Origin of the sequence: Rhodococcus sp. 114MFTsu3.1 (assembly GCF_000383555.1) — a bacterium.
Lineage (GTDB): Bacteria > Actinomycetota > Actinomycetes > Mycobacteriales > Mycobacteriaceae > Rhodococcoides > Rhodococcoides fascians_E.
Genome location: NZ_KB911548.1, coordinates 277,113 through 299,116, shown reverse-complemented (window position 1 = coordinate 299,116; position 22,004 = coordinate 277,113). Strand labels below are relative to the sequence as shown.

Genomic DNA, 22,004 nt, shown 5'->3' with positions numbered 1-22,004 from the left:
ACTACGCGTAGTAGTACTCTCGAACTCGCTGGGGCACGCCCGTAAGCAGCGGTATCTTCCCCGCGGGCCGAGAGTTCGGAGTAGCCATGGACGCCTTGGACGTCTCGAGGTGGCAGTTCGGAATCACCACCGTCTACCACTTCATCCTGGTGCCGCTCACGATCGGTCTTGCACCGATCATCGCGGCGATGCAGACCATGTGGGTCATCACCGGGAAGGACTCCTGGTACCGCCTCACCAAGTTCTTCGGCAAGCTCTTCCTCATCAACTTCGCCCTCGGCGTCGCCACCGGAATCGTTCAGGAGTTCCAATTCGGAATGAACTGGAGCGAGTACTCGCGGTTCGTCGGCGACGTCTTCGGAGCACCCCTCGCGCTCGAAGGGCTCGTCGCATTCTTCCTCGAATCGACGTTCCTCGGCCTGTGGATCTTCGGCTGGAACCGACTGCCGAAACTCGTTCACCTGGCCACCATCTGGCTCGTCGCGATCGGCGTGAACGCATCGGCCTACTTCATCATCGCCGCCAACTCCTGGATGCAGCATCCCGTCGGCGCACGCTTCAACCCCGAGACCGGTCGTGCCGAATTGACGAGCATCTGGGAGTTGATGACCAACAGCACCGCACTCGCGGCATTCCCACACGCTGTCGCAGGCGCGTTCCTGACGGCTGCGACCTTCGTGGCAGGCATCTCGGGCTGGTGGATGGTGCGTGAGGCACGCGGCACATCGACGGGCGAGGGGCGAAGCGACAACTCGCGCAGCATGTTCCGTCCTGCGGCTCGGCTGTCCTTCGTCGTCATGATCGTCGCGGGCGGCGCACTCGCGATCACCGGAGACATCCAGGGCAAGCTGATGTTCGAGCAGCAGCCCATGAAGATGGCGTCGGCAGAATCGTTGTGCGATACGGAGACCGGTGCATCGTTCTCGCTTCTCACCGTCGGAACCCACAACAACTGCGAGTCGGTGGAACACCTGATCTCCATCCCCGGACTGACGTCCTTCCTCGCCGAGAACGACTTCGGCGCAACGGTCCAAGGGGTCAACCAACTGCAGGAACAGTACGAGCAGCAGTTCGGACCGGGTAACTACAAGCCCAACCTGTTCGTCACCTACTGGGCATTCCGAATGATGATCGGCCTCGCCGCCGGATCGGCACTGCTTGCCCTCGCCGGCCTGTGGGTCACTCGCGGCGGAAGGGTGCCGGACCAGAAATGGTTCTCGTGGCTCAGCCTCGCCGCGATTCCGACGCCGTTCCTCGCCAACAGTGCCGGTTGGATCTTCACCGAGATGGGGCGCCAACCGTGGGTGGTGGCACCGAATTTGAACGGAATCGACCAGATTCGGTTGACCGTGGACCAAGGCGTGTCCGACCACCCGGTGGGTCTGGTCGTCGCCTCGCTCGTGACCTTCACACTGCTCTACGCCGCCCTCGGATGTGTCTGGTTCTTCCTGATCAGGCGCTACGTGATCGAAGGACCGCTCGAACACGACGAGCACCCCCACGAGGACGTCGATTCCGAACAACTCTCGTTCGCGTACTAGAGGAAGACGACCATGGGACTTCAAGAATTCTGGTTCATCGCGATAGCGGTCCTGTTCATCGGATACTTCGTCCTCGAAGGCTTCGACTTCGGCGTCGGAATGCTCATGCCTTTCCTCGGCCGTCACGCCGATACAGAGGTGGGGGAGAAGAGGCGCAGGGCTGTTCTCAACACGATCGGGCCGGTCTGGGACGGCAACGAGGTATGGCTCATCACGGCGGGCGGGGCGTTGTTCGCGGCCTTCCCTGAGTGGTACGCCACGCTCTTCGCCGGCTTCTACCTCCCGTTGCTGCTGATTCTCGTCGCGTTGATCCTGCGGATCTGCGCCATCGAGTACCGCGGCAAGATCGACGATCCGGTGTGGCGTCGGCGGTGCGACCTGGGTATCGGTATCGGATCGTGGGTGCCAGCAGTGTTGTGGGGAGTGGCGTTCGCCAATATCGTCAGCGGGGTGGCGATCGACGAGAACAAGAAGGTCACAGCCGGGCTTCTCGACCTGCTCGGTCCGTACGCGCTGCTCGGCGGCGCGACGATGGCACTGGTCTTCGCGCTCCACGGAGCGGTCTTCATTGCGCTCAAGACCTCCGGCGACGTCCACGAGGATGCGGTGAGAATGGCTGTGCGGCTGTCGATCCCAGCTCTGATCGTCGGCGGCGGATTCGCCCTGTGGACCCAACTTGCCCACGGCACGACGTGGACGTGGATTCTCGTCGGCGTCGCCGCGGCATCGTTGATCGCGGTGGTCGCGCTGACGGCCAAGGTCCGCGAAGGGTGGGCGTTCGTGTTCACCACGGTGGCCGTCATCGCCGTCGTCGTGCTGCTGTTCGGGTCACTGTTCCCCGACGTCATGCCGTCGACGACGGATCCCGCCTTCAGTCTCACCGTCGAGAACGCGTCGTCGAGTCCGTACACGCTGAAGGTGATGACCTGGGCAGCAGCGTTCATGGCGCCCGTCGTGATCGGCTACCAGGCCTGGACGTACTGGGTGTTCCGCAAGCGCATTTCCACCGCTCACATTCCTGATTCGATCGGATTGTCGCTCGGTCGTTCCAAGTGAGTACGACTGTCACGGCCGGCCGCGGACCGGTGGACCCACGGCTGTGGCGCTACTCGCGATCCGCACGTCGGTACCTCGTCCTCATCGTCGTACTCGCCCTGATCGACACCGCGGCCGTCGTGGTGTCCGCGGTGATGCTCGGCACTGTCCTCGCGGGCGTCATCACCTCCGACGCCCGCGAGATGTCCGACTGGGCAGCGCAGCTGTGGATTCTCCTGGGCGCCATCGTCGTTCGCACCCTCGCGGCGTGGTTGCAAGCGCGGTACGGCCACCGTGCCGCGTCACGAGTCGTGGAGGAGATCGAGAACGAAGTCCTCGATGCGGCGTCGCACATGGATCCCCGGGACCTGGACTCCGAACGCGAGTCGATCGCGATCGTGGTGACGCGCGCACTCGGCGGCCTCGCGCCGTACCTGACCGGATACGTGCCGTCGCTCGTGCTGGCCGCGACACTCACCCCCATCACGCTCGTGGTCATCCTCACCGAGGATCTCACGTCGGCTCTGATCATCTTCTTCACTCTCCCGCTGATCCCGATCTTCATGATCCTGATCGGATTGCTGACCAAGGGGCGCGCGGAGAAGACGCTCGAATCGATGACGAGATTGTCCGCGCAACTGCTCGATCTCGTCGCCGGCCTTCCGACGCTGCGCGCACTGGGCCGCGAGCGTGGCCCGGCGGCGAGAGTCCAGGCGCTCGGCGACGCGCACCGCCGAGCGACGATGCGGGCACTGAAGATCGCGTTCCTGTCCTCGATGGTGTTGGAATTGCTTGCGACGCTGTGCGTTGCCCTCGTCGCCGTCAGTATCGGACTGCGACTCGTGTTCGGCGACATGGCGTTGGAGGCAGGCATCATCGCACTCGTACTCGCACCGGAGGTGTACGTGCCGTTGCGTCGCGTCGGAGCCCAGTTCCATGCCGCGGAAGACGGAGTTGCCGCCGCCGACAGAGCATTCGCGATCCTGGACCGACGGGCACCGACCGCATCCGGAACGGCCGTCGTCGACGCCGCAGGAACCGGAATCCGATTCGAATCGGTGTCCGCGAGGAGCGTAGCCCGCGGACAGACTCGGCAACGGGAATCCGAGGGAACCGTTGCACCGTACGAACTTTCGGCCGACATCGCGCCCGGGACCGTCACCGTGCTCGCCGGACCCAACGGTGCAGGGAAATCGACGGCGCTGAACATCCTGCTCGGGCTCACCGAACCGTGCGAGGGCCGAGTGGTCGTCGGCGACGTGGACGCCCGCAGCCTCGACCTGCGATCGTGGTGGGATCAGATCGCCTGGCTGCCGCAACGGCCCGTACTGGTACCGGGAACCCTGCGGGAAAACCTGGAATTCACCGGCAGCACCATCGATCTGCTCGGCGACACCGCTGCCGCAGTCGGTTTCGACCGAGTCCTCGCCGAACTACCCGACGGATGGGAGACGAGAGTGGGCACCGGCGGCGTCGGCCTGTCCCTCGGCCAAGTGCAGAGGCTCGCCCTGACCCGGGTCCTGTCCACCGACAAACCCGTCCTGCTGCTCGACGAACCGACCGCGCATCTCGACGACGCAGCCGAGGCACGCGTCCTCACCGCCCTGCGCGAGATCGCCGACCAGGGAAAGACCGTGATAGTCGTCGGGCACCGGCCGTCGGTTCTGGCGTGGGCCGACGTCGTGGTGAACGTGAGGGCCGCGTAGATGTACACCGATCTCCGACGAGCACTCGCGCTGTTCGAACTGCGGCCCGCGAGAGTGGCGACGAGCGTGGCTGCCGGCGTCGCGACGCTGGGCAGCGCTCTGACGCTCGCCGCCGTCTCCGCCTGGCTGATCACGCGAGCATGGCAGATGCCGCCGGTGCTCGACCTGACCGTCGCCGTCGTCGCCGTGCGAGCCCTCGGCATCTCCCGTGGCGTCTTCCGCTACCTCGAACGCCTCGCCACCCACGACACCGCCCTCCGCGGAATGACATCGGCACGCACCAGGCTGTACGAGCGACTCGCCGACGGCAATGCTCGCGCAACTCTGGACCTACGCCGCGGCGACCTGATGGCACGGGTAGGCGCCGACATCGACGCAATGGGCGACGTCGTCGTACGCGCCGTCGTTCCGATCTGCGTGTCCGCGATACTGATGATCAGCGCAACCGTGCTGATTGCACTGATCTCGCCGAGCGCGGCGCTGATCCTGTTTCTCGCGTTACTGCTCGCCGGGGTCGTCGCACCGATCCTGGCCGCACGCGCAGCCCTGATCACCGAAACCGAAGGCGTCGCCGCACGAACCGAATTCACCCTCATCGCGGTACGCGCGCTCGACCACGCACCGGAATTGCGAGTCGCGGGCACGCTGACACGAACCCTCGCCGACGCCTCCGCCGCCAACCGGGCCGCGGTGACCGCCCGCGACCGCGTTTCGATGCCCACCGCCTTCGCCGACGCGGCTCTCCCACTGTCCATCGGCGCATCCGTGCTCGGATCGTTGCTCGTCGGAATCTCGCTGTACGGCAGCACCGGTAGCGCCCTGTCGCCCATGGCCCTGGCCATCATCGTGCTGGTTCCACTGGCGGCATTCGAAGCGACATCGGTCCTGCCCGCCGCAGCGGTGACTCTGACGCGCGCGCGTCTGTCCGCGTCGCGCATCACGGCGCTGTTGGACGACGCCGACGCGCCCGAGCCTCGGCGGGTGGGCACAGGCGCGGCGCTTCAGGGACCGCACGACGCCGCCAGAATCGCCGTCGTCGGGCCGAGCGGCGTGGGCAAGACGACACTGCTCATGGAACTGGCAGGGCTCGTGCCGTCGGACGGTGGACTGGGGGATGCAGAACTGCCGGGCGCACGGTTCTTCGCCGAGGACGCCCACGTGTTCGAGACGTCGATACTCGAGAATCTTCGGGTCGTCCGAGGCGACGTCGACGCCGACCAGGCACGAGCGGCGCTGACGAAGGTCGGCTTGGGGGATTGGCTGGACCAGCTCCCGGACGGCGTCGACACCACTCTCGTCGCCGGTGCTGCCTCTCTGTCCGGCGGTCAGCGTCGACGCCTACTGCTGGCACGCGCCCTGCTGTCGGACGCGCCGGTACTGCTGCTCGACGAGCCGACCGAACATCTCGACGACGTGTCCGGTTCCGACTTGATCCGGCGGTTGCTCGATCGCGACGGCGGCCTCGTCGACGAGGACAGAACGGTTGTTCTCGTCACTCACCAGCTGCCGCCGGACACCCGTGCGGACCAGGTCGTGGATCTCGGGCGTTCGCTGTCGGCCGAACTTCGAAAAAACCCTTTGCGAGCCTCGAAATCCGGGCGTACGTTGTCGAGTACACGAGAGAGGAGGTGGTCTGAAGTTGAAGAACTCTAGGACGCGTGAGGTGGCTGCCAGCTAGCCGCTACCGCTGACGGATTCTTTTACCGCGCGAGCGGCGAGCGAATCCACGGCAGCTACCCGGCCCCCGAGCTCTCGGTCCGTCCGACCGAGACCTGCATCAGCGCAGGTATGGCTCGGGGGCCGTTCGCATGCTCATGGTGTGTAAGGCTGAATCAGCCGATGTACCGGGCGAGCCGGGCGGAGAGTCGCGGTGCGAGTTCGCCGTCGGCTCCGATGCGTTCCTCGACGTAGGCGAGATCAGCCCCTTCGACGATGCCGTACAGGCGCTTCGCGCCGCCGACGAGCGCACCCGACGTCGACCGGATGACGACATCGGTAGCGAGCTCCCACGACGACTGGTTGAGTGCGTGGCCGTAGTACAGCTCGACGACGCCGGTGCTGTGAGTCAGAAGCAGTTCGATGACCTCTTCGTTCTCGGTGCCCTTCTCTCCGTCGCCGCCACTGACCCGCCAGAAGCCCGTCTCGCGGAGATCGGGGTGCGCGTAGTTGCCGTCGGAGTCCAGACGCCAGGACCGCGATTCCCAGCCCAGGTACGCACCGCCGTCGTGGGAGACGACGATCTGCTGACCGAAGGCGTACTCCTCGCCCGATTCCGGGTCGCGGCCCTCGCCTTCGCCGCGCCACACGCCGACGAGCGGCAGCAGTGCGAGCAGCGCGGGATTGAGATCCGGCCCCAGCCGCAGATTCGCCGTGTCCTCGGGATGCGGCAGGTCCGGCAGTGTGGGGATGTTGCGCGTCGACGAGGACGCGAACTTCTCGGCTGCCTCGGCGATGGCCTCGTTGGCAGACCGGGTTTCGTCCGATTCGTCGGCGGCGCGATCACTCACGATTCGTCGGTGACCAGGCGGTAGACGACATAGAGCGAGAACGCGATGATGGCGACTGCAGCGACGGCGAGCAGTACCTCGAAGAAGATGACCACGTCGCCGAGTTTAACCCCAGCCAAGTCCAGGATCGAACCGCGCCCCGACATTGTCGTGACCGCAATAGTGGCTTCTCACTGACGATCGCCCACAGGAATGGTCCGATTCACGTCCCGTCTCTACAGATCGCGTTCTGCACGGTACGTTTCTTCTGGCGTCGGGTCGGGGGAGTATCGAGATCCGGCGCTGACGGCTGTCGAAAACGTTTCGAAGTTCTGGGGAAGGACCCGTACATGCAGCGCCGATCACGTGCCGGCTCTTGGCTGTTCACAACCGCGACAATTGCAACGGCCCTGCTGTTGGTGGTTCCCGCCGCAGCCTCCGCTGCCCCGGACAGTGGCTCTGCGGACAGTGGTTCGTCCTCCGGATCCTCGGACGAACCGAACATCGACCCCAATAATTACGCCCAGGATTGCCCGGACGTGCTGATGCTCGCAGTGTCCGGTGCGACGGACTCCGACGCCGACCGCGACCCCCTGAACGAGGAGCCGCGGTCCCCGGCGTCGAACTGGGTGGGAAATGTCACACTTCCCGTCGGGCAAACGAACGCGAACAGCCCTGGCTCCGTCGGTTGGCTCTACGTTCCGTACCCGTCGACCTACGGCGTCGGCGTGCTCTCCGACGTCGACACCTACCAACAGTCCGTCGCAGAGGGCATCGCCTCCACCAACCGCCTGCTCGACGAGTACAAGACCAAGTGCGGCGACAACACCAAGTTCGTCCTGCTCGGTTACAGCGTCGGCGGTGAAGTCATCGAACGCGTCTCCATGGAGCTCGGCCATCGTGATCCGAACGCACTGGTCACCGGGGACGACATCGCAGGAGTCGTCATGATCGGTGCGCCGTACCGGCCGGCGGGTGTGCCGAACTTCGACGAGCCCGGCCCGACCGACGGTGGCTTCCAGTCGCAGACCGCCAAGGATTACGGAACGCTGAACGACAAGGTGACATGGTCGTGCCGACCGTACGATCTGGCCTGCGACGCGCCGGACAACATCGTCGCGCTGCAGTTGGCTCTCGGAATTCTCGGGCAGATGCGGTTGACGATTCTCAACCCGCTGCAGACCGTCGCCGATTTCGCGCGGGCCGTGAGCTCCATCGCCACCCGCGCCATCGTCGACATCGCCACCAACAAGGACTGGCTCGAGTCCGACGAGACGCTGCTCGAAGTTCTGCTCAAGGTGTCCGATCAGCTCTACGAGGTCGACGAACAGAAGGCCTGGGAGCAGTTGACTCCCGACCAGCTCCTCGCCGATCTCAACTGGGCTCTCGGCCCCGGTGCGGACAAGGTGCGCGAGAAGCTCCGCCAGGAGGGTGAGGGCCTCGTCGAGAACAACAAGGGCATCGTCGACGTCGTCGTCGGGCCGTACATCTTCATCGGCTTCCTCCAGCACCTCCTGTACTGGAACAACAATCCGGGCGACGGCCGCGAATGGGAGAGCGAGAAGATCGTCGCCTGGGTGACCGATCTGGCGCAGACCGAACGCGAACGCAAGAACACCGACGACGCACCCCTGGCGCCTTCCGAGGTGGACCCGGCTCCGGCCCGGGATGCGGAGTCCCTCCCCGAGGCTGCGCGTGAGCCGAATCCGCAGACACTGCCCACCCCGGGCACCGTCACGCGCGACAGCGATCTGGGTGCGTTCCTGGAGTCGCTGAATCTGGTTCCCCCCGGGGTCTTCCCGCCGCAGTACAGCGTGGTGCCGGATCCGTCGACCGAGCCGAAGACCGAAATCGTTCCCGAGACGACGCACGGCTGACACCACACAGAAAAGAACCCCCGCACCGATCGGTGCGGGGGTTCTTTCGGTCTACGGGAGAGATCAGACTCCGACGGTCACGTCCGCCGAGTGGATGCCTGCGCCCTCCGGCGCGATGTCGGCCTGGCCGTTGCCCGACGCCGACAGTGCTCGCAGCGTCCAATTGCCGGGAGCTGCGAAGAAACGGAAGTCTCCGGTCCCCGACGCGACGACCTCGGCGGTGAACTCACCGGTGCCGTCGAGCAGGCGCACGAACGCACCGCCCACAGGCTCCCCGTCGCCTCCGAGGACACGACCGGTGATGACGGTTTCCTTCTCGACGTCGACGCCTGCCGGAATGGCCTGGCCCTGAACGGGTGCAGCACACATGATCAGTGAACCTCCAACTCGATGGGTGCTCCGACGAGGGAGCCGTACTCTACCCAGCTGCCGTCGTAGTTCTTGACGTCCGACTTGCCGAGAAGTTCCTTCAGCACGAACCAGGTGTGGCTCGAACGCTCGCCGATGCGGCAGTAGGCGATGGTGGCCTTGCCGTCGTCGTATCCCTTTTCCTTGTAGAGCGCCTCGAGAGCGTCGTCGTCCTTGAAGGTGCCGTCCTCGTTGGCAGTGGTGCTCCACGGGATGTTGATGGCGCCGGGGACGTGGCCGCGCTGCTGTGCCTGCTCCTGCGGGAGGTGAGCGGGGGCGAGGATCTTGCCGGAGAACTCGTCGGGCGACCGCACGTCGACGAGGTTCTTGTTGCCGATCGCGTCGATGACCTCGTCGCGGAACGCGCGGATCGACAGGTCGGGAGCCTCGGCGCGGTACTGCGCGGCGTCACGGGTGACGACGTCCTTCGACAGCGGGCGGCCGTCGAGTTCCCACTTCTTGCGTCCACCGTCGATGAGCTTGACGTCCTTGTGGCCGTACAGCTTGAAGTACCAGTACGCGTATGCAGCGAACCAGTTGTTGTTGCCGCCGTAGAGGACGACCGTGTCGTCGTTGGAGATGCCCTTCGACGAGAGCAGATCGGAGAACTGCTCCTGGTTCAGGAAGTCGCGACGAACCGCATCCTGGAGGTCCTTGCGCCAGTCGAGCTTCACTGCGCCTTCGATGTGACCGCCGTCGTAGGCGCTTGCGTCTTCGTCGACCTCGACGAAGACGGTCTTCGGGGCGTTCAGGTTCTGCTCGGCCCAGTCGGCAGAGACCAGGACGTCGGAGCGAGCCATGGGTTTCCTTTCGATCTTTTGCGTTACTTCGGTCGGTGGAGGGGTCGAGCGATCAAGCGCGTGCGGATTGTGTCCGCAGTCGCGCTACGAGGGGATAGATCTGGCAGCCCAGGCAGAACGCGAAGGCTGCGTTGAGGAACGCCGCGAACAGCGCGAAGCCGGTCGCGATCGTTCCCACGAGGGGAGCGCCGAGCGCGAAGCCGAGGACGCCGACTGCAGCGAACAGGAAGCCGACGAGCTGAGCGAACTTCAGCGGTGCGACGGGTTCACGTTCGGTGGTCGGTCCGAGTCGCGGCGCGACGAGGTGTCCGAAGAACGCCCCGTACGGGCTCTTCCTCGGCCCCCGCGCAGCGCCGATCGCGAACACGACGGCCTGTACTGCCAGGAGCACCGCAGCAGCGGTGGTCTGGAAGGTGGACAGAACCAGAACGAGTACCAGGACAGCCGTGGTGATCCACGCCGCGAAGCGTGGCCCCCGAACATCGACCTGGTCGACTGCGGCGGACGAAGCTGTGGGCGATGGAGATTCTGGGGACAACGGCGTGCTCCTGCGTGCTGGGCTGATGACAGACAACTGCATGGGCGCGGCGAACACGAAAGATTCGCCGACGATCTCGAACCGGATGGATGCGCGGCCACGAGGCCGGCGGTGAGATCAGTGGCAGCGACAGCAACAACCGCCCAGTCGGCACAGATCGACCGTGCGGCGACTGGTGAGCATCAGCTCGTGGGCGGTGAACACACCGTGCATCCTACCGGACGTCGCGGACCAGCAGAACTACAGGTTCTCGAGGGCGGAACGCAGGGCGTCGGCCTTCGGAACGCCGGAAATCCTGGCTCGTTCCACCAGCTCGGCGTCGAGCACGAACGTCGTCGGTAGCGACAGGACGCCCATTTCCTTCGCGAGCATCGGGTGAGCGTCGATGTCGACCTCGAGTTCACGTGGCCCGCTCGGCGGTGTTCCTCCGTCGGTCGAGCCGCCGATCACCTGGTCGACGACCCGGCGGACAGCAGCACACGGACCGCACCACTCCGCCGAGAAGTGCAGCACCGTTGCCGCGCCCGGCACGGCCCCGGCGTCGAGAAGCAGCGCGCGGCGATCGATCGAACCGTGCGACTCGGTGACCTGCACCCTGCCGGATCGATACCGGAGGACCAGCCCGACAACCGTGGCGACGACGAGCGTCACCACGAGAATTGTGATTCCGGTCATGGCTTCTCGATCTGCTCGAGATCGATGGTCACGTCCTTTGCATTGCCCTCGATCACGATCTGCGAACCCTCGGCGTAGACATCGGTCGGCAGAATCCCGAACGGCAGCGTCTGCCTGTCGATGGTCTTGGTGAAGAGCCCGAGAACCGCAGGCTTCGCGAAGTCCGGAATGCTGAAATCGGCGTTCCCCTCCGGGCCGAAGTAGAAGTCGCTCGCAACGATGTCGACGCTGTCACCGTCGAGGATGAGGTCCGCTTGGACGGCGACCTTGGTCTCGATCGGACCCACGGGCACCGTGCCGGTCAGGACGACGCCGCCGTTCGTGGTCATACCGGAGCCGCCCGACCCGCCCGTGCCGTCCGACTTGTCCGCGGGGGGAGCGGAAACCTGCAGGTCGACGATACCGAGGAACCGTCCGAGGTCGGTCGCCTCGATGCGCACTCGGCCGTCGAGTTCGTCGACGGGCACTGCTCCCACCGACCCGTCGACGAGGTCGGAGAGGGGTACCGCGACGCCGCGGAGGTTGGCCTCGATGGTCGTCGACTCCACGTAGTCGGTCGGTACGTCCTGGGCTCGAATCTCCACGTTCTGATACTTGCCGTCGGCGGCCTGGGTCAGGAACGGGAACCCGTGGACGATCACCTGTGGGTCGGAGGTCAGATCTCCGCCGTCGCGGATTGCGCGTGAGACGCGGTACTCGGAGTACGCGGCCGCTCCGAAGTCCACGACGACGGCAAGTGCCAGCAGGCTCACGAGTCCGATGATCAGTTTGCGCATGACGCCCATTGTGACCGATGCCCGCCGGGGCTTTCGGGCACGGCGGCACGCGACAGGTATGTCGGACGGGTTAGTCTTGTTGCCTGAACAAGGACTCGACCTCGGCGAAGGAGTCTTTGAGTGACAGCGGTAAGAATGGAGGCTGAATGGAGCTCTTGCTTCTGACCTCCGATCCGAACCCGGAGGCCGTACTGCCGTCTTTGGCATTGTTGGCTCACCACGTGCGGCCCGCTCCGACCGAGGTCTCCTCGCTGCTCGAGGCAGGTGCCGCGGACATCGCGCTGGTGGACGCCCGTACCGACCTCGCCGCAGCGCGCGGACTGTGCCGGCTGCTCGGTAGCACCGGTTCCGCGATTCCGGTGGTCGCGGTGCTCACCGAAGGCGGCCTCGTCGCGGTCAACTCCGAGTGGGGTCTCGACGACATCCTGCTCCCCGGGACCGGCCCCGCCGAGATCGACGCGCGGTTGCGACTCCTCGTGGGCAGGTCGGGCGGCATCGCGAGTCCCGAGGCATCGGGCAAGATCACGCTCGGTGAGCTCGTCATCGACGAGGGCACCTACACGGCCCGGTTGCGCGGTCGACCGTTGGACCTCACCTACAAGGAATTCGAACTCCTCAAATACCTGGCCCAGCATGCGGGACGTGTCTTCACCCGTGCCCAGCTGCTCCAGGAAGTGTGGGGATACGACTTCTTCGGAGGCACCAGAACCGTCGACGTCCACGTCCGGCGTCTGCGGGCCAAGCTGGGAAGCGAATACGAGTCGCTCATCGGCACCGTCCGCAACGTCGGCTACAAGGCCGTGCGACCCAGCCGTAGCTCCAAGGGAGGCCCGGCGACTCCCGACGGCGACGACGACAACGAATCGGACAGCGCCGAGTTCAGTTCACTGGGCGGCGCGACAAACGGAAGTACGAACTGACCGACGATGACTCTCTCGATCGATATCGCTCGCATCGATTCCGCGGAGATGGCGCCAGACGTCGTCGACGAGATCCGGGCGATCGCCGCACGCGCAACCGAGGTCGACGGCACGGCGCCGCTGTCCGAACAGGCACTGAAATCCGTCGGATCCGGCGACGACACGACCCATCTGGTCGCGACGGCCGGTTCACGCGTCGTCGGGTACGCGGGCACCGCTCCCGGATCGCCCACGATGACCGAGATCGTGGTGGACCCGGAGTTCCGCACTCGCGGAATCGGAACACAGTTGATCGACCGATCCTTCGCCGACGGCGGGGCCGGGGCCCGGATCTGGGCGCACGGAAACATCGATGCCGCACGGGCATTGGCGTCGACGCTCGGGCTGTCGGTCGCTCGCGAGTTGCTTCAGCTCAGGCGTCCGCTCGCCGAGCCTGCGTTGCCGGACGTCACTGTGCCGGACAATGTTTCGCTTCGGACGTATCGAGGGCATCAGGACGACGCGGAATTGCTCCGCGTCAACAACGCGGCGTTCTCGTGGCACCCCGAGCAGGGTGGATGGACCGAGAAGGACATCGCCGAACGGCGTGACGAGGCCTGGTTCGACCCGGCCGGAGTGTTCCTTGCGTTCGAGGAAGGGACCGACACGCTCCTCGGCTTCCACTGGACCAAGGTCCACCCCGCCGAGGCGGGGGAAGACGAGATCGGCGAGGTCTACGTCGTCGGCATCGACCCCGAGGCTCAGGGCCGAGGGCTCGGCCGAGTGCTGACGCTTGCGGGCCTGCACTACCTGCGTGGCAGGGATTTGCGAGACGTACTCCTGTACGTCGAATCGGACAATGCTGCCGCCGTGCACACCTACGAGCGACTCGGTTTCACGCGTTTCCATACCGACGTCGCCTACGCACGTCCGTAGAACCGGACATACAGCCCACTCTGTTCATCTTCCGTTAACCAACCCGGGGGTAGCCGTCCACCGGCGGCCCTTACCTTTTCCAGCGGGTGGCGCCGACGCCGCCCGGTGCGAGGAACGACAAACGGGCCGGCACCTCGATCCTCGTGACACGCACGACCCGAGTGCGGACACGAGACACGGCACAAGATTCCCCGGAGGAAACAGGTGAAGCTCAAGCGCAGCGCGTCTCTCGTAGGCGCAGTGGCGATCGGCGCCATGCTGCTGACCGCATGTGGCAGTGACGCGAACGTCGAATCTGCTGCGGGCACGGACTCGGCAGCAACGTGTGAGGGCAAGACCCCTCTGACCGGTGAAGGATCTTCTGCTCAGCAGAACGCGATGTCCAACTTCACGTCCATCTACTCCGGTGTCTGCGCCGGGCAGGCCGTCGAGTACACGACCAGCGGTTCCGGTAACGGCCGTACCCAGTTCGTCGCGGGCCTCGTCGACTTCGCCGGCTCCGACTCGACCATCAAGGACGAGCAGGCCGCAGCAGCAGCCGAGCGCTGCCAGGGCAACCCGGCATGGAACCTCCCCCTCGTCTTCGGCCCGATCGCCGTTGCCTACAACGTCGAAGGCGTCGACAACCTCGTCGTCAGCCCGGACGTCGCCGCACGTATCTTCACCGGCCAGATCACCACGTGGAACGACCCGGCGATCGCCGCACTGAACGAGGGTGCGACCCTGCCGTCCACCTCGATCACCCCGATCTACCGCTCCGATTCCTCGGGCACCAGCGACAACTTCCAGCGCTTCCTCTCCGCAGCCGCACCCGAGGCATGGACCCTCGACCACAGCTCGGACTGGGCCGGTGGAGTCGGTGAAGGCGCCAACGGATCCTCGGGCGTCGCTCAGGCCGTAGCAGCCACCCCCGGTTCCATCACCTACGTCGAGAAGGGCTTCGCCGACCAGGAAAGCCTCGGCACCGCCGCGGTCGACTTCGGCAACGGACCCGTCGAGCTGTCCAGCGAGACCGCAGGCGCAGCCATCGACACCGCCGAGTTCTCCGGTGAAGGCAACGACCTCGCAATCGACATCGACGCTCTCTACGCGTCGAACGCAGCGGACAGCTACCCGCTGGTTCTCGCCACCTACGAGATCGTCTGCTCCGCCGGCTACGACGCCGACACCTCCGCAGCAGTCAAGTCGTTCCTGCTGAGCGCAGCGAACGAAGGCCAGCAGGGCCTCGAGGAAGCCGGATACGTCCCGCTGCCCGAGTCCTTCAAGGAACGCCTCGAGACGGCGATCAACGCGATCGCCTGATTCAATTGAGACGAGACCCCGCTTCGGGCGCCGCGAGCAACAGCCGCGGCGCCCGGGTGGGACTCCCGTCTCTCTAAGCCACCAAACGAGAGACGTGAGCGGTATGAGCGACACCCACTCGATCACCGGCGAACCATCTGCGGCGAGCATTTCCGCGGGCGGCGTGCCGCGGAACACGGAAGAACCCAAGCAATTGCCCGACAAAAAAGCCAAGGGCGGCACCGTCACGCGCCCAGGTGACCGGATCTTCTCCACCCTCGCCACGGGCTCGGGTGTCTTCGTCATCGTTCTCATCGCGGCCATTGGCGTGTTCCTGCTGTGGCGCGCGATCCCGTCGTTGCAGAACAACACGGTCAACTTCCTGACCTACAACGGCCAGTGGAACACCTCGAACACCTCCGCGATGATCTTCGGTATTCGCGACCTGTTCCTGGTGACCGCGACCGTGTCGATCTTCGCGCTGATCCTGGCCATGCCCGTGGCACTGGGAATCGCGATCTATCTGACCAACTACGCGCCGAAGAAGGTCGCAGGCCCACTCGGTTACGTCATCGACCTGCTCGCCGCGGTTCCCTCGATCGTGTTCGGCCTCTGGGGCCTCTACGTGCTTGCTCCCGCCATCAGCCCGTTCGCCGAGTGGCTGAACGAGAACCTGAGCTGGTTCCCGCTGTTCTCCACCGGTTCGGTGTCCATCGCGGGCGGCGGCACCATCTTCACCGGCGGCATCGTGCTGGCCGTGATGATCCTGCCGATCATCGCCGCGGTGACCCGCGAGGTGTTCGTACAGACTCCGCGCGGACAGATCGAGGCTGCACTCGCCCTCGGCGCCACTCGCTGGGAAGTCGTTCGCACCACCGTCATCCCGTTCGGCAAGTCCGGCTTCGTCTCCGGCTCGATGCTCGGCCTCGGGCGCGCCCTCGGTGAGACCATCGCCCTGTACATCATCATCCGCAGCGTCCAGTCGAGCTTCGGATGGACGTTGTTCGACGGTGGCAGCACGTTCGCGACCAAGATTGCCCTTGCCGCAGGCGAGTTCAACAACCAGCTGCAGGCCGGCGCCTACATCGCCGCAGGCCTCGTGCTCTTCGTACTCACCTTCGTGGTCAACGCAGGCGCTCGCGCCGCGATCGCAGGAAAGAAGGACTAGGCCATGACCGCAACCATGGATCGCCCGGTCAAAGAGCCCACGTTCAAGGGCGTCAGTGCGCGTCGCAAGTTCTCGAACGGCGCTGCCACCGTCCTCGTCAGCCTGGCCGTCCTCATCGCGCTCGTGCCGCTGGTCTGGGTTCTGTACACGGTGATCTCACGCGGGCTCTCCGCCGTCGTCTCCCCGACGTGGTGGCAGAACTCGCAGGCAGGCATCACCCAGTTCATCGCCGGTGGTGGCGCCTACCACGCCATCGTCGGAACCCTGACGCAAGGCTTGTTCTGCGCCCTGATCTCCATCCCGATCGGCGTGTTCGTCGCGATCTACCTCGTCGAATACGGTGCGGGTACGCGGTTGGCTCGCCTGACCACCTTCATGGTCGACATCCTCACCGGTGTTCCGTCCATCGTCGCAGCCCTGTTCATCTACGCACTGTGGATCGCCACGTTCGGCTTCGAACGGTCCGGCCTCGCCGTGTCGTTCGCTCTCGTCCTGCTGATGATTCCCGTCATCGTGCGGTCCTCCGAGGAGATGCTCCGCATCGTTCCTCAGGACCTGCGTGAGGCGTCCTACGCCCTCGGCGTACCCAAGTGGAAGACCATCGCCAAGATCGTCGTCCCGACGGCACTGTCCGGCATCGTCACCGGCATCATGCTCGCCCTGGCCCGCGTCATGGGAGAGACCGCACCGGTACTGATCCTGGTGGGATCCGCCACGGCGATCAACTTCAACCTGTTCTCCGGGCCGCAGACGTCCCTGCCGCTCATGATGGTCGACCTGCAGAAAGCAGGAACCGGCGCGCTCACCTCCGAGCGCATGTGGGGAGCAGCCCTGACGCTGATCCTGATCATTGCCCTGCTCAACATCGGCGCAAAGCTGGTCTCGAAGTTCTTCTCGCCGAAGAACGTCTGACCGTCACACGCCCACCCCGAAACTTCAGGAGCCGACCATGGCAAAACGTCTCGACCTCAAAGACGTGAACATCTACTACGGCAAATTCCACGCCGTGCAGAACGTCACCCTCGCAGTCCCGCCGCGCGGCGTCACCGCCTTCATCGGACCGTCCGGCTGCGGTAAGTCGACAGTCCTCCGCTCCCTCAACCGCATGCACGAGGTCACCCCCGGCGCACGCGTCGAAGGCTCCGTCCTGCTCGACGGCGAGGACATCTACGGCGCAGGCGTCGACCCCGTCGGTGTGCGACGCACCATCGGCATGGTCTTCCAGCGCCCCAACCCGTTCCCGACGATGTCCATCCGCGACAACGTCGTCGCAGGCCTCAAGCTGCAGGGCGGCAAGAGCAAGAAGGAGCTCGACGAAATCGCCGAGCGTTCCCTCAAAGGTGCGAACCTCTGGAACGAGGTCAAGGATCGCCTCGACAAGCCAGGCGGCGGACTCTCCGGCGGCCAGCAGCAGCGCCTGTGCATCGCCCGCGCCATCGCCGTCCAGCCCGACGTACTGCTGATGGACGAGCCCTGCTCGGCCCTCGACCCGATCTCCACCCTCGCCATCGAAGACCTCATCGGTGAACTCAAGAAAGACTTCACCATCGTCATCGTGACGCACAACATGCAGCAGGCCGCACGCGTCAGCGACCAGACCGGATTCTTCAACCTCGAAGCCACCGGCAAGCCCGGCCAGCTCATCGAAATCGACGACACGGAGAAGATCTTCTCCAACCCCAGCCAGAAAGCCACCGAGGACTACATCTCCGGTCGCTTCGGATAACCTGCACTACGGAAAAACCCCCGACTGCCCAGAGCAGTCGGGGGTTTTCTCGTTGCGCGTGGACGCCGGAAGCGAGTTCGACCGGGGTGTGTGGAGCGAACGTGCCGTTCGGTCACTCAGACTGACCGAACGGCACATTCGCTCCGGAGGTAGACGGAAGAACGATCAGGAGTTGCTGAGCTTGGGTGCGTTCAGGTCGACGGGCAGCTCGCCGGTCACCAGGAAGATCACTCGGCGGCCGACCTCGACGGCATGGTCGGCGAAGCGCTCGTAGAACCGGCCGAGGAGTGTGACGTCGACGGCTGCGGCAACGCCGTGCTGCCATTCGCGGTCCATGAGGACGGTGAAGAGGTGGCGGTGGAGGTCGTCCATTGCCTCGTCTTCTTCACGCAGCTTGGCGGCGCGTTCGGGGTCGCGGGTTTCGAGGACCTCGCGGGCGGATGCGCCGAGCTGAACTGCGATGCGTCCCATTTCGGCGAAGTAGCCGTTGACCTCTTCGGGCAGGGCGTGGGCGGGGTGGCGTCGGCGCGTGATCTTGGCGACGTGCAGGGCGAGGGCGCCCATGCGGTCGATGTCGGCGACGATCTGGATTCCGGAGACCACCGAACGCAGATCACCGGCGACCGGTGCCTGCAGGGCGAGCAGGGAGAACGCTTTTTCCTCGCATACCGCGCTGAGGTCGGTGATCTTGTCGTGATCGGAGATGACCTGTTCGGCGAGAACGAGGTCGGCTTGGAGGAGGGATTGGGTGGCCTTGTCCATGGCGGAGCCGGCCAAGGTGGCCATCTCGCCGAGGGTATCGGCCAAATCGTTCATCTGTTCGTTGTAGGCGACGCGCATAAGGCGCAAGTTTAGTGCGTCACACAGATCCATTCATGGTCCGCCGGGTGAACGGGGCATGAATGGATTCGCACTAGGCGCAGGTGTCGTCGGCGGCGTTGGTGAAAGCGAGGTTCTCGGGGAGTGCCGGAGCTTCCGTGCTGCCCTCGACCTGGGTGGCTTCGATCGGCTGTCCGAAGACCGTCGGTGCGGTGGTGTAGCCGGGGTAGTCGGCGCCGAGGACGACCTCGACCACGCTGTCCAGACCAGCGGACTGTTCGATGACGGCTCCGGGTATGGCGGAGGCGACGGTAGCAGCTTCCGATTCCTGACCGGGCGAGAAACGTACGACGGTCTGCGCCGCAGAACCGACGAAGTTGCCGACGTCGAGAATCTGGAAGCCGTAGGACGCGAGTTCGCTCGACGCGGTGGCAGCCATGCCGGCGGTGTCCGAGGCGTTCGAGACCTGCACGGAGACGGTCGCCGGGTCGACGGCGAGTGTGGGGACCGTCGGCTCTGCGGGGGACTCGGGAGCGGGCGTCGGCTCGGAGCGTTCCTCTCCGGGGAGGGGGAGGTCGTCGATGATCGCTCGGAACAGGGCTGCGATGGCGCTGTCGACGGGGATCTCGTTGCCCCATTCGTTGGTGCCGTCCGTCGGGAGCGTGAGGAACGTGACGGCGCCTGCGTCGACGTTCTGCAACGAACGTCCGAGCGTGATGAGGTCCTGCGTCTTGACGTTCTCCACGAAGGTGTCCCGGGTGAACGCGCTGACGAAGCCGTTGAGCTTGCCGGGATCGAGAAGGACCTGGTTGGACAGTGCGGACCTCAGCAGTGACGACAGGAATCGCTGCTGGCGTTTGATACGCCCGTAGTCGCCGTTGCCTTCGGTGTCGACGTGCCGTGCACGGACATAGTTCAGTGCGGTTCTGCCGTCGATCCTCTGTTCACCGACATTGGGGAGGACGGTGCCCAGCTCGTAGTCGACGAGAGGTTGCGCCGTGCAGACGTCGACTCCGCCGATTTCGTCGACCATCGACTCGAAGCCGGCGAAGTCCATACCGACGAAGTGGCCGATTCTCAGGCCCGAGATCTTCTGGATGGTCTTCACGAGACACTTCGGTCCGCCGAGTGCGTAGGTGGCGTTGAGCTTGTCTCCATCGGCAGCCGGGTACATCTCACCGGTGTAGCTGTTGGTGTCGTTGTCGAACGCTTCGCATTCGGGGCGTTCGACGTCGAGGTCGCGAGGAAAGGACACGGCGACGACGCGGCTACGGTCGGCCGGGATGTTGACCAGCATCACGGTGTCCGATCGGGCGCCCTCGGCGTCCTCGACGGTTCCGGCGCCGATCTCGCCGCTGGCACCGGCCCTGGTGTCGGTTCCCACGATCAGGTACGTCTCGTCGCCGTACTGCCCGTCGGCGTCGACGACGTCGGTGGAGTTGGGGTCGAGCGCGGCAACCTGAGCGAATCCGCGGTCGGTGCTTCGGAGGTAGCCCCAGACGACACCGGTCAGTGCCACGGACAGAATGGCGATGATCGACACCAAGCCTCGAGCCATGTTCTGCATGCGCTTGCGGCGGCGCACCTTGCTCATCGCGAGACGGGTCAGCGCGGGGCGCGACTCGGCGGGTACACCGACTGCTTCCGGGAGCGCGGTCACCGGGGGAGGTGTGCTGTCCGTGATCGGATCGATCTTCTCGGTGGGGGCCTCGACGTCGGGCTCCCGTCGAGCGCGTTCTCCGGTCGACTCTCTGGGCGTGCGCGGTGCCGGGCGCTCGTCCTCGGAATCGCGATCCATGAGCTCGGCGACGGACACGGCGTCCGACTTGCCGGACGGCTTCTTACCGAATCTCTTCAGCAGACCGCCGTTCGATTCCTGCTCGGGCTCGGGCTCGGGTTCGGGGTCGGGTTCCGAAGCCTGTGGCCTCGGCGCGGCGGAAGGCCGAACGGACTCGGACTCGGGGTTGTGGATTCGCGAGATCGGTCGTTCCCACGGCGCGCGACCGTCGGACATGGAAGAGCCCGAATCTCGATCGTCAACCACGGATTCGAACCTGACCTTCCTCGAACACATCTTCTCGCCGTCGATCGGGCGATCCCAGCAATGATACTGAGGAATTCGATGTGGTCCACTTCAGTACGTTCGGCCGGGCGTCGGTGCAGGTCAGCCTCCGGAATGCATGAGGTCTGCGCCCGCCGGGACCGAGATGTCCTCCGGGTCGTCGAGCCACCCCTCCGGCAGTGACACCGCACCGGGAGAGCCCTGGCGACCACGAGGACCTTCGGCGTCCTTCGGGAAAGGAACCGACGGGTCCAGTTGTCCCAGTAGGTCGTCGAGCTCGGGAAGGGTCTTGACCAGCGCCATGGACACCCGGAGGTCCGAGCCGGCGGGGAAGCCGCGTAGGTACCAGGCGACGTGCTTGCGGAGCTCGCGCAGGCCTCTGTCCTCCCCGTGGTGTTCCGCCAGGAGCTCGGCGTGCCGCCTGATGACGACGGCCACCTCGCCCAGCGTCGGTGCAGTGGGTTCCTCGCGGCCGGCGAACCGAGCGCTGAGCTCGGCGAAGAGCCACGGCCTGCCGAGGCATCCGCGACCGACGACCACACCGTCACAACCGGTTTCGGCCATCATTCGGACAGCGTCCGACGCCGAGAAGATGTCGCCGTTGCCGAGGACCGGCACGTCGGTGACGTGTTCCTTCAGGCGTGCGATCTGCGTCCAGTCCGCGGTGCCGGAGTACCGCTGCGACGCCGTCCGCGCATGCAGTGCGACAGCGGCGGCGCCTTCGGCGGCTGCGATTCGTCCGGCGTCGAGGTGGGTGTGGTGCTCCTCGTCGATGCCGACGCGGAACTTGACCGTCACCGGAACATCGGTTCCTTCAGTGGCTTTCACGGCTGCAGCGACGATTCTTCCGAACAGGTTGCGCTTGTACGGCAGTGCCGCGCCGCCACCTTTTCTGGTGACCTTGGGAACCGGGCAGCCGAAGTTCATGTCGATGTGGTCGGCGAGGTTCTCGTCGACGATCATCTTCGCGGCCGCGTACGTCGTGTCCGGGTCGACGGTGTAAAGCTGAAGTGACCTGGGCGTCTCGGTCGGTCCGAATGTGGTCATGTGCATCGTGGCGGGCTGGCGTTCGACGAGTGCGCGCGCGGTCACCATCTCGCAGACGTACAGACCCGAGGTGCTGCCTGCGCGCTCGAGTTCCTGCTCGCGGCACAGGGTGCGGAATGCCACGTTGGTCACACCGGCCATCGGTGCCAGTACCACTGGGCTTCGGAGTTCGAGTGAACCGATCCGCAATGTCATGGGTGAAGCCTCGTTCGTGTTCTTCTCGG

21 protein-coding genes are annotated in these 22,004 nt (G+C 65.3%); 11 read left to right on the top strand and 10 right to left on the bottom strand.

Features of this window, described 5'->3' with window-relative positions; translation table 11 throughout:
• The first annotated feature begins 86 nt into the window (after window positions 1–86).
• Genes H292_RS0111775 through H292_RS0111760 form a run of 4 tightly spaced genes read left to right on the top strand, consistent with a single transcriptional unit; the run spans window position 87 to window position 5,935 of the window.
• The gene (locus tag H292_RS0111775; protein WP_020111551.1) at window positions 87–1,541 is read left to right on the top strand and encodes a cytochrome ubiquinol oxidase subunit I; all 1,455 of its coding nucleotides are present in this window, start codon (window positions 87–89) and stop codon (window positions 1,539–1,541) included.
• A gap of 12 nt (window positions 1,542–1,553) precedes the next feature.
• Window positions 1,554–2,597 (top strand): cytochrome d ubiquinol oxidase subunit II, encoded by a 1,044-nt coding sequence (gene cydB / locus H292_RS0111770; RefSeq protein ID WP_020111550.1) that lies wholly within the window; start codon window positions 1,554–1,556, stop codon window positions 2,595–2,597.
• On the top strand, window positions 2,594–4,282 hold the full coding sequence (cydD, locus tag H292_RS0111765; RefSeq protein WP_020111549.1) for a thiol reductant ABC exporter subunit CydD: 1,689 nt from the start codon (window positions 2,594–2,596) through the stop codon (window positions 4,280–4,282). Before cydB ends, cydD begins: the two co-directional genes overlap by 4 nt.
• Entirely contained in the window at window positions 4,283–5,935 is a 1,653-nt protein-coding gene (locus H292_RS0111760; protein ID WP_020111548.1) for an amino acid ABC transporter ATP-binding/permease protein, read from the top strand. It begins immediately after the preceding gene.
• Window positions 5,936–6,114: 179 nt separating this feature from the next.
• On the opposite strand, the gene H292_RS0111755 is transcribed toward H292_RS0111760, so the two are convergent.
• Complete coding sequence (locus H292_RS0111755) at window positions 6,115–6,789, bottom strand: FABP family protein (protein ID WP_019667359.1); 675 nt, start codon at window positions 6,787–6,789, stop codon at window positions 6,115–6,117.
• Window positions 6,786–6,908 carry a hypothetical protein gene (locus H292_RS28745; protein WP_254924937.1) on the bottom strand — a complete coding sequence of 41 codons (123 nt, stop codon included), beginning with the start codon at window positions 6,906–6,908 and terminating at the stop codon, window positions 6,786–6,788. Before H292_RS28745 ends, H292_RS0111755 begins: the two co-directional genes overlap by 4 nt.
• 210 nt (window positions 6,909–7,118) lie before the next feature.
• Between H292_RS28745 and H292_RS0111745 the strand changes: the two genes are divergently transcribed.
• Entirely contained in the window at window positions 7,119–8,645 is a 1,527-nt protein-coding gene (locus H292_RS0111745; RefSeq protein WP_020111547.1) for a cutinase family protein, read from the top strand.
• 63 nt (window positions 8,646–8,708) lie between these two features.
• On the opposite strand, the gene H292_RS0111740 is transcribed toward H292_RS0111745, so the two are convergent.
• The 5 genes from H292_RS0111740 to H292_RS0111720 all read right to left on the bottom strand — a co-directional run bounded on the left by H292_RS0111740 (window position 8,709) and on the right by H292_RS0111720 (window position 11,842).
• Entirely contained in the window at window positions 8,709–9,014 is a 306-nt protein-coding gene (locus H292_RS0111740) for a DUF1416 domain-containing protein (RefSeq protein ID WP_019667356.1), read from the bottom strand.
• Between the two features lie 2 nt (window positions 9,015–9,016).
• Entirely contained in the window at window positions 9,017–9,853 is an 837-nt protein-coding gene (locus tag H292_RS0111735) for a sulfurtransferase (protein ID WP_019667355.1), read from the bottom strand.
• 52 nt (window positions 9,854–9,905) lie between these two features.
• Entirely contained in the window at window positions 9,906–10,448 is a 543-nt protein-coding gene (locus H292_RS0111730; protein ID WP_020111546.1) for a DUF4395 domain-containing protein, read from the bottom strand.
• A gap of 183 nt (window positions 10,449–10,631) precedes the next feature.
• Window positions 10,632–11,066 carry a thioredoxin family protein gene (locus H292_RS0111725; protein ID WP_019667353.1) on the bottom strand — a complete coding sequence of 145 codons (435 nt, stop codon included), beginning with the start codon at window positions 11,064–11,066 and terminating at the stop codon, window positions 10,632–10,634.
• Window positions 11,063–11,842: an LmeA family phospholipid-binding protein gene (locus tag H292_RS0111720; protein ID WP_026348174.1), complete on the bottom strand. Its 780-nt coding sequence runs from the start codon at window positions 11,840–11,842 to the stop codon at window positions 11,063–11,065. The genes H292_RS0111725 and H292_RS0111720 overlap by 4 nt, the downstream gene beginning before the upstream one ends.
• 146 nt (window positions 11,843–11,988) lie before the next feature.
• Here H292_RS0111720 and H292_RS0111715 point away from each other — a divergent pair, with 146 nt between their 5' ends.
• From H292_RS0111715 to pstB, 6 genes are all read left to right on the top strand, one after another.
• Window positions 11,989–12,762: a winged helix-turn-helix transcriptional regulator gene (locus tag H292_RS0111715; RefSeq protein ID WP_020111545.1), complete on the top strand. Its 774-nt coding sequence runs from the start codon at window positions 11,989–11,991 to the stop codon at window positions 12,760–12,762.
• A gap of 6 nt (window positions 12,763–12,768) precedes the next feature.
• A complete protein-coding gene (gene mshD, locus H292_RS0111710) occupies window positions 12,769–13,677 on the top strand; it encodes a mycothiol synthase (RefSeq protein ID WP_019667350.1) in 909 nt (302 codons plus the stop codon).
• A 204-nt stretch (window positions 13,678–13,881) separates the two neighbouring features.
• Complete coding sequence (gene pstS / locus H292_RS0111705; RefSeq protein WP_020111544.1) at window positions 13,882–14,979, top strand: phosphate ABC transporter substrate-binding protein PstS; 1,098 nt, start codon at window positions 13,882–13,884, stop codon at window positions 14,977–14,979.
• Between the two features lie 103 nt (window positions 14,980–15,082).
• A complete protein-coding gene (gene pstC / locus H292_RS0111700) occupies window positions 15,083–16,126 on the top strand; it encodes a phosphate ABC transporter permease subunit PstC (protein WP_020111543.1) in 1,044 nt (347 codons plus the stop codon).
• A gap of 3 nt (window positions 16,127–16,129) precedes the next feature.
• Window positions 16,130–17,038, top strand: a complete 909-nt coding sequence (gene pstA, locus H292_RS0111695) for a phosphate ABC transporter permease PstA (RefSeq protein ID WP_020111542.1) — start codon at window positions 16,130–16,132, stop codon at window positions 17,036–17,038.
• Window positions 17,039–17,075: 37 nt separating this feature from the next.
• Window positions 17,076–17,852, top strand: a complete 777-nt coding sequence (pstB, locus tag H292_RS0111690; RefSeq protein WP_019667346.1) for a phosphate ABC transporter ATP-binding protein PstB — start codon at window positions 17,076–17,078, stop codon at window positions 17,850–17,852.
• A gap of 165 nt (window positions 17,853–18,017) precedes the next feature.
• Here the strand turns inward: pstB and phoU are convergent, their stop codons facing one another.
• The 3 genes from phoU to dusB form a co-directional block, all read right to left on the bottom strand.
• Entirely contained in the window at window positions 18,018–18,692 is a 675-nt protein-coding gene (gene phoU, locus H292_RS0111685) for a phosphate signaling complex protein PhoU (RefSeq protein ID WP_019667345.1), read from the bottom strand.
• A gap of 73 nt (window positions 18,693–18,765) precedes the next feature.
• Window positions 18,766–20,685: an LCP family protein gene (locus H292_RS0111680; RefSeq protein ID WP_020111541.1), complete on the bottom strand. Its 1,920-nt coding sequence runs from the start codon at window positions 20,683–20,685 to the stop codon at window positions 18,766–18,768.
• Window positions 20,686–20,835: 150 nt separating this feature from the next.
• Window positions 20,836–21,975, bottom strand: a complete 1,140-nt coding sequence (dusB, locus tag H292_RS0111670) for a tRNA dihydrouridine synthase DusB (protein ID WP_026348172.1) — start codon at window positions 21,973–21,975, stop codon at window positions 20,836–20,838.
• Window positions 21,976–22,004: the final 29 nt, after the last annotated feature.

Coding starts and splice junctions, on each gene's coding strand:
- H292_RS0111720 (WP_026348174.1), bottom strand. CDS start 11,842: ATGCGCAAACTGATCATCGGACTCGTGAGCCTGCTGGCACTTGCCGTC.
- phoU (WP_019667345.1), bottom strand. CDS start 18,692: ATGCGCGTCGCCTACAACGAACAGATGAACGATTTGGCCGATACCCTC.
- H292_RS0111740 (WP_019667356.1), bottom strand. CDS start 9,014: ATGTGTGCTGCACCCGTTCAGGGCCAGGCCATTCCGGCAGGCGTCGAC.
- pstA (WP_020111542.1), top strand. CDS start 16,130: ATGACCGCAACCATGGATCGCCCGGTCAAAGAGCCCACGTTCAAGGGC.
- H292_RS0111745 (WP_020111547.1), top strand. CDS start 7,119: ATGCAGCGCCGATCACGTGCCGGCTCTTGGCTGTTCACAACCGCGACA.
- cydB (WP_020111550.1), top strand. CDS start 1,554: ATGGGACTTCAAGAATTCTGGTTCATCGCGATAGCGGTCCTGTTCATC.
- H292_RS0111775 (WP_020111551.1), top strand. CDS start 87: ATGGACGCCTTGGACGTCTCGAGGTGGCAGTTCGGAATCACCACCGTC.
- pstB (WP_019667346.1), top strand. CDS start 17,076: ATGGCAAAACGTCTCGACCTCAAAGACGTGAACATCTACTACGGCAAA.
- pstC (WP_020111543.1), top strand. CDS start 15,083: ATGAGCGACACCCACTCGATCACCGGCGAACCATCTGCGGCGAGCATT.
- H292_RS0111735 (WP_019667355.1), bottom strand. CDS start 9,853: ATGGCTCGCTCCGACGTCCTGGTCTCTGCCGACTGGGCCGAGCAGAAC.
- H292_RS0111725 (WP_019667353.1), bottom strand. CDS start 11,066: ATGACCGGAATCACAATTCTCGTGGTGACGCTCGTCGTCGCCACGGTT.
- H292_RS0111760 (WP_020111548.1), top strand. CDS start 4,283: ATGTACACCGATCTCCGACGAGCACTCGCGCTGTTCGAACTGCGGCCC.
- mshD (WP_019667350.1), top strand. CDS start 12,769: ATGACTCTCTCGATCGATATCGCTCGCATCGATTCCGCGGAGATGGCG.
- dusB (WP_026348172.1), bottom strand. CDS start 21,975: ATGACATTGCGGATCGGTTCACTCGAACTCCGAAGCCCAGTGGTACTG.
- H292_RS0111680 (WP_020111541.1), bottom strand. CDS start 20,685: ATGTCCGACGGTCGCGCGCCGTGGGAACGACCGATCTCGCGAATCCAC.
- H292_RS0111715 (WP_020111545.1), top strand. CDS start 11,989: ATGGAGCTCTTGCTTCTGACCTCCGATCCGAACCCGGAGGCCGTACTG.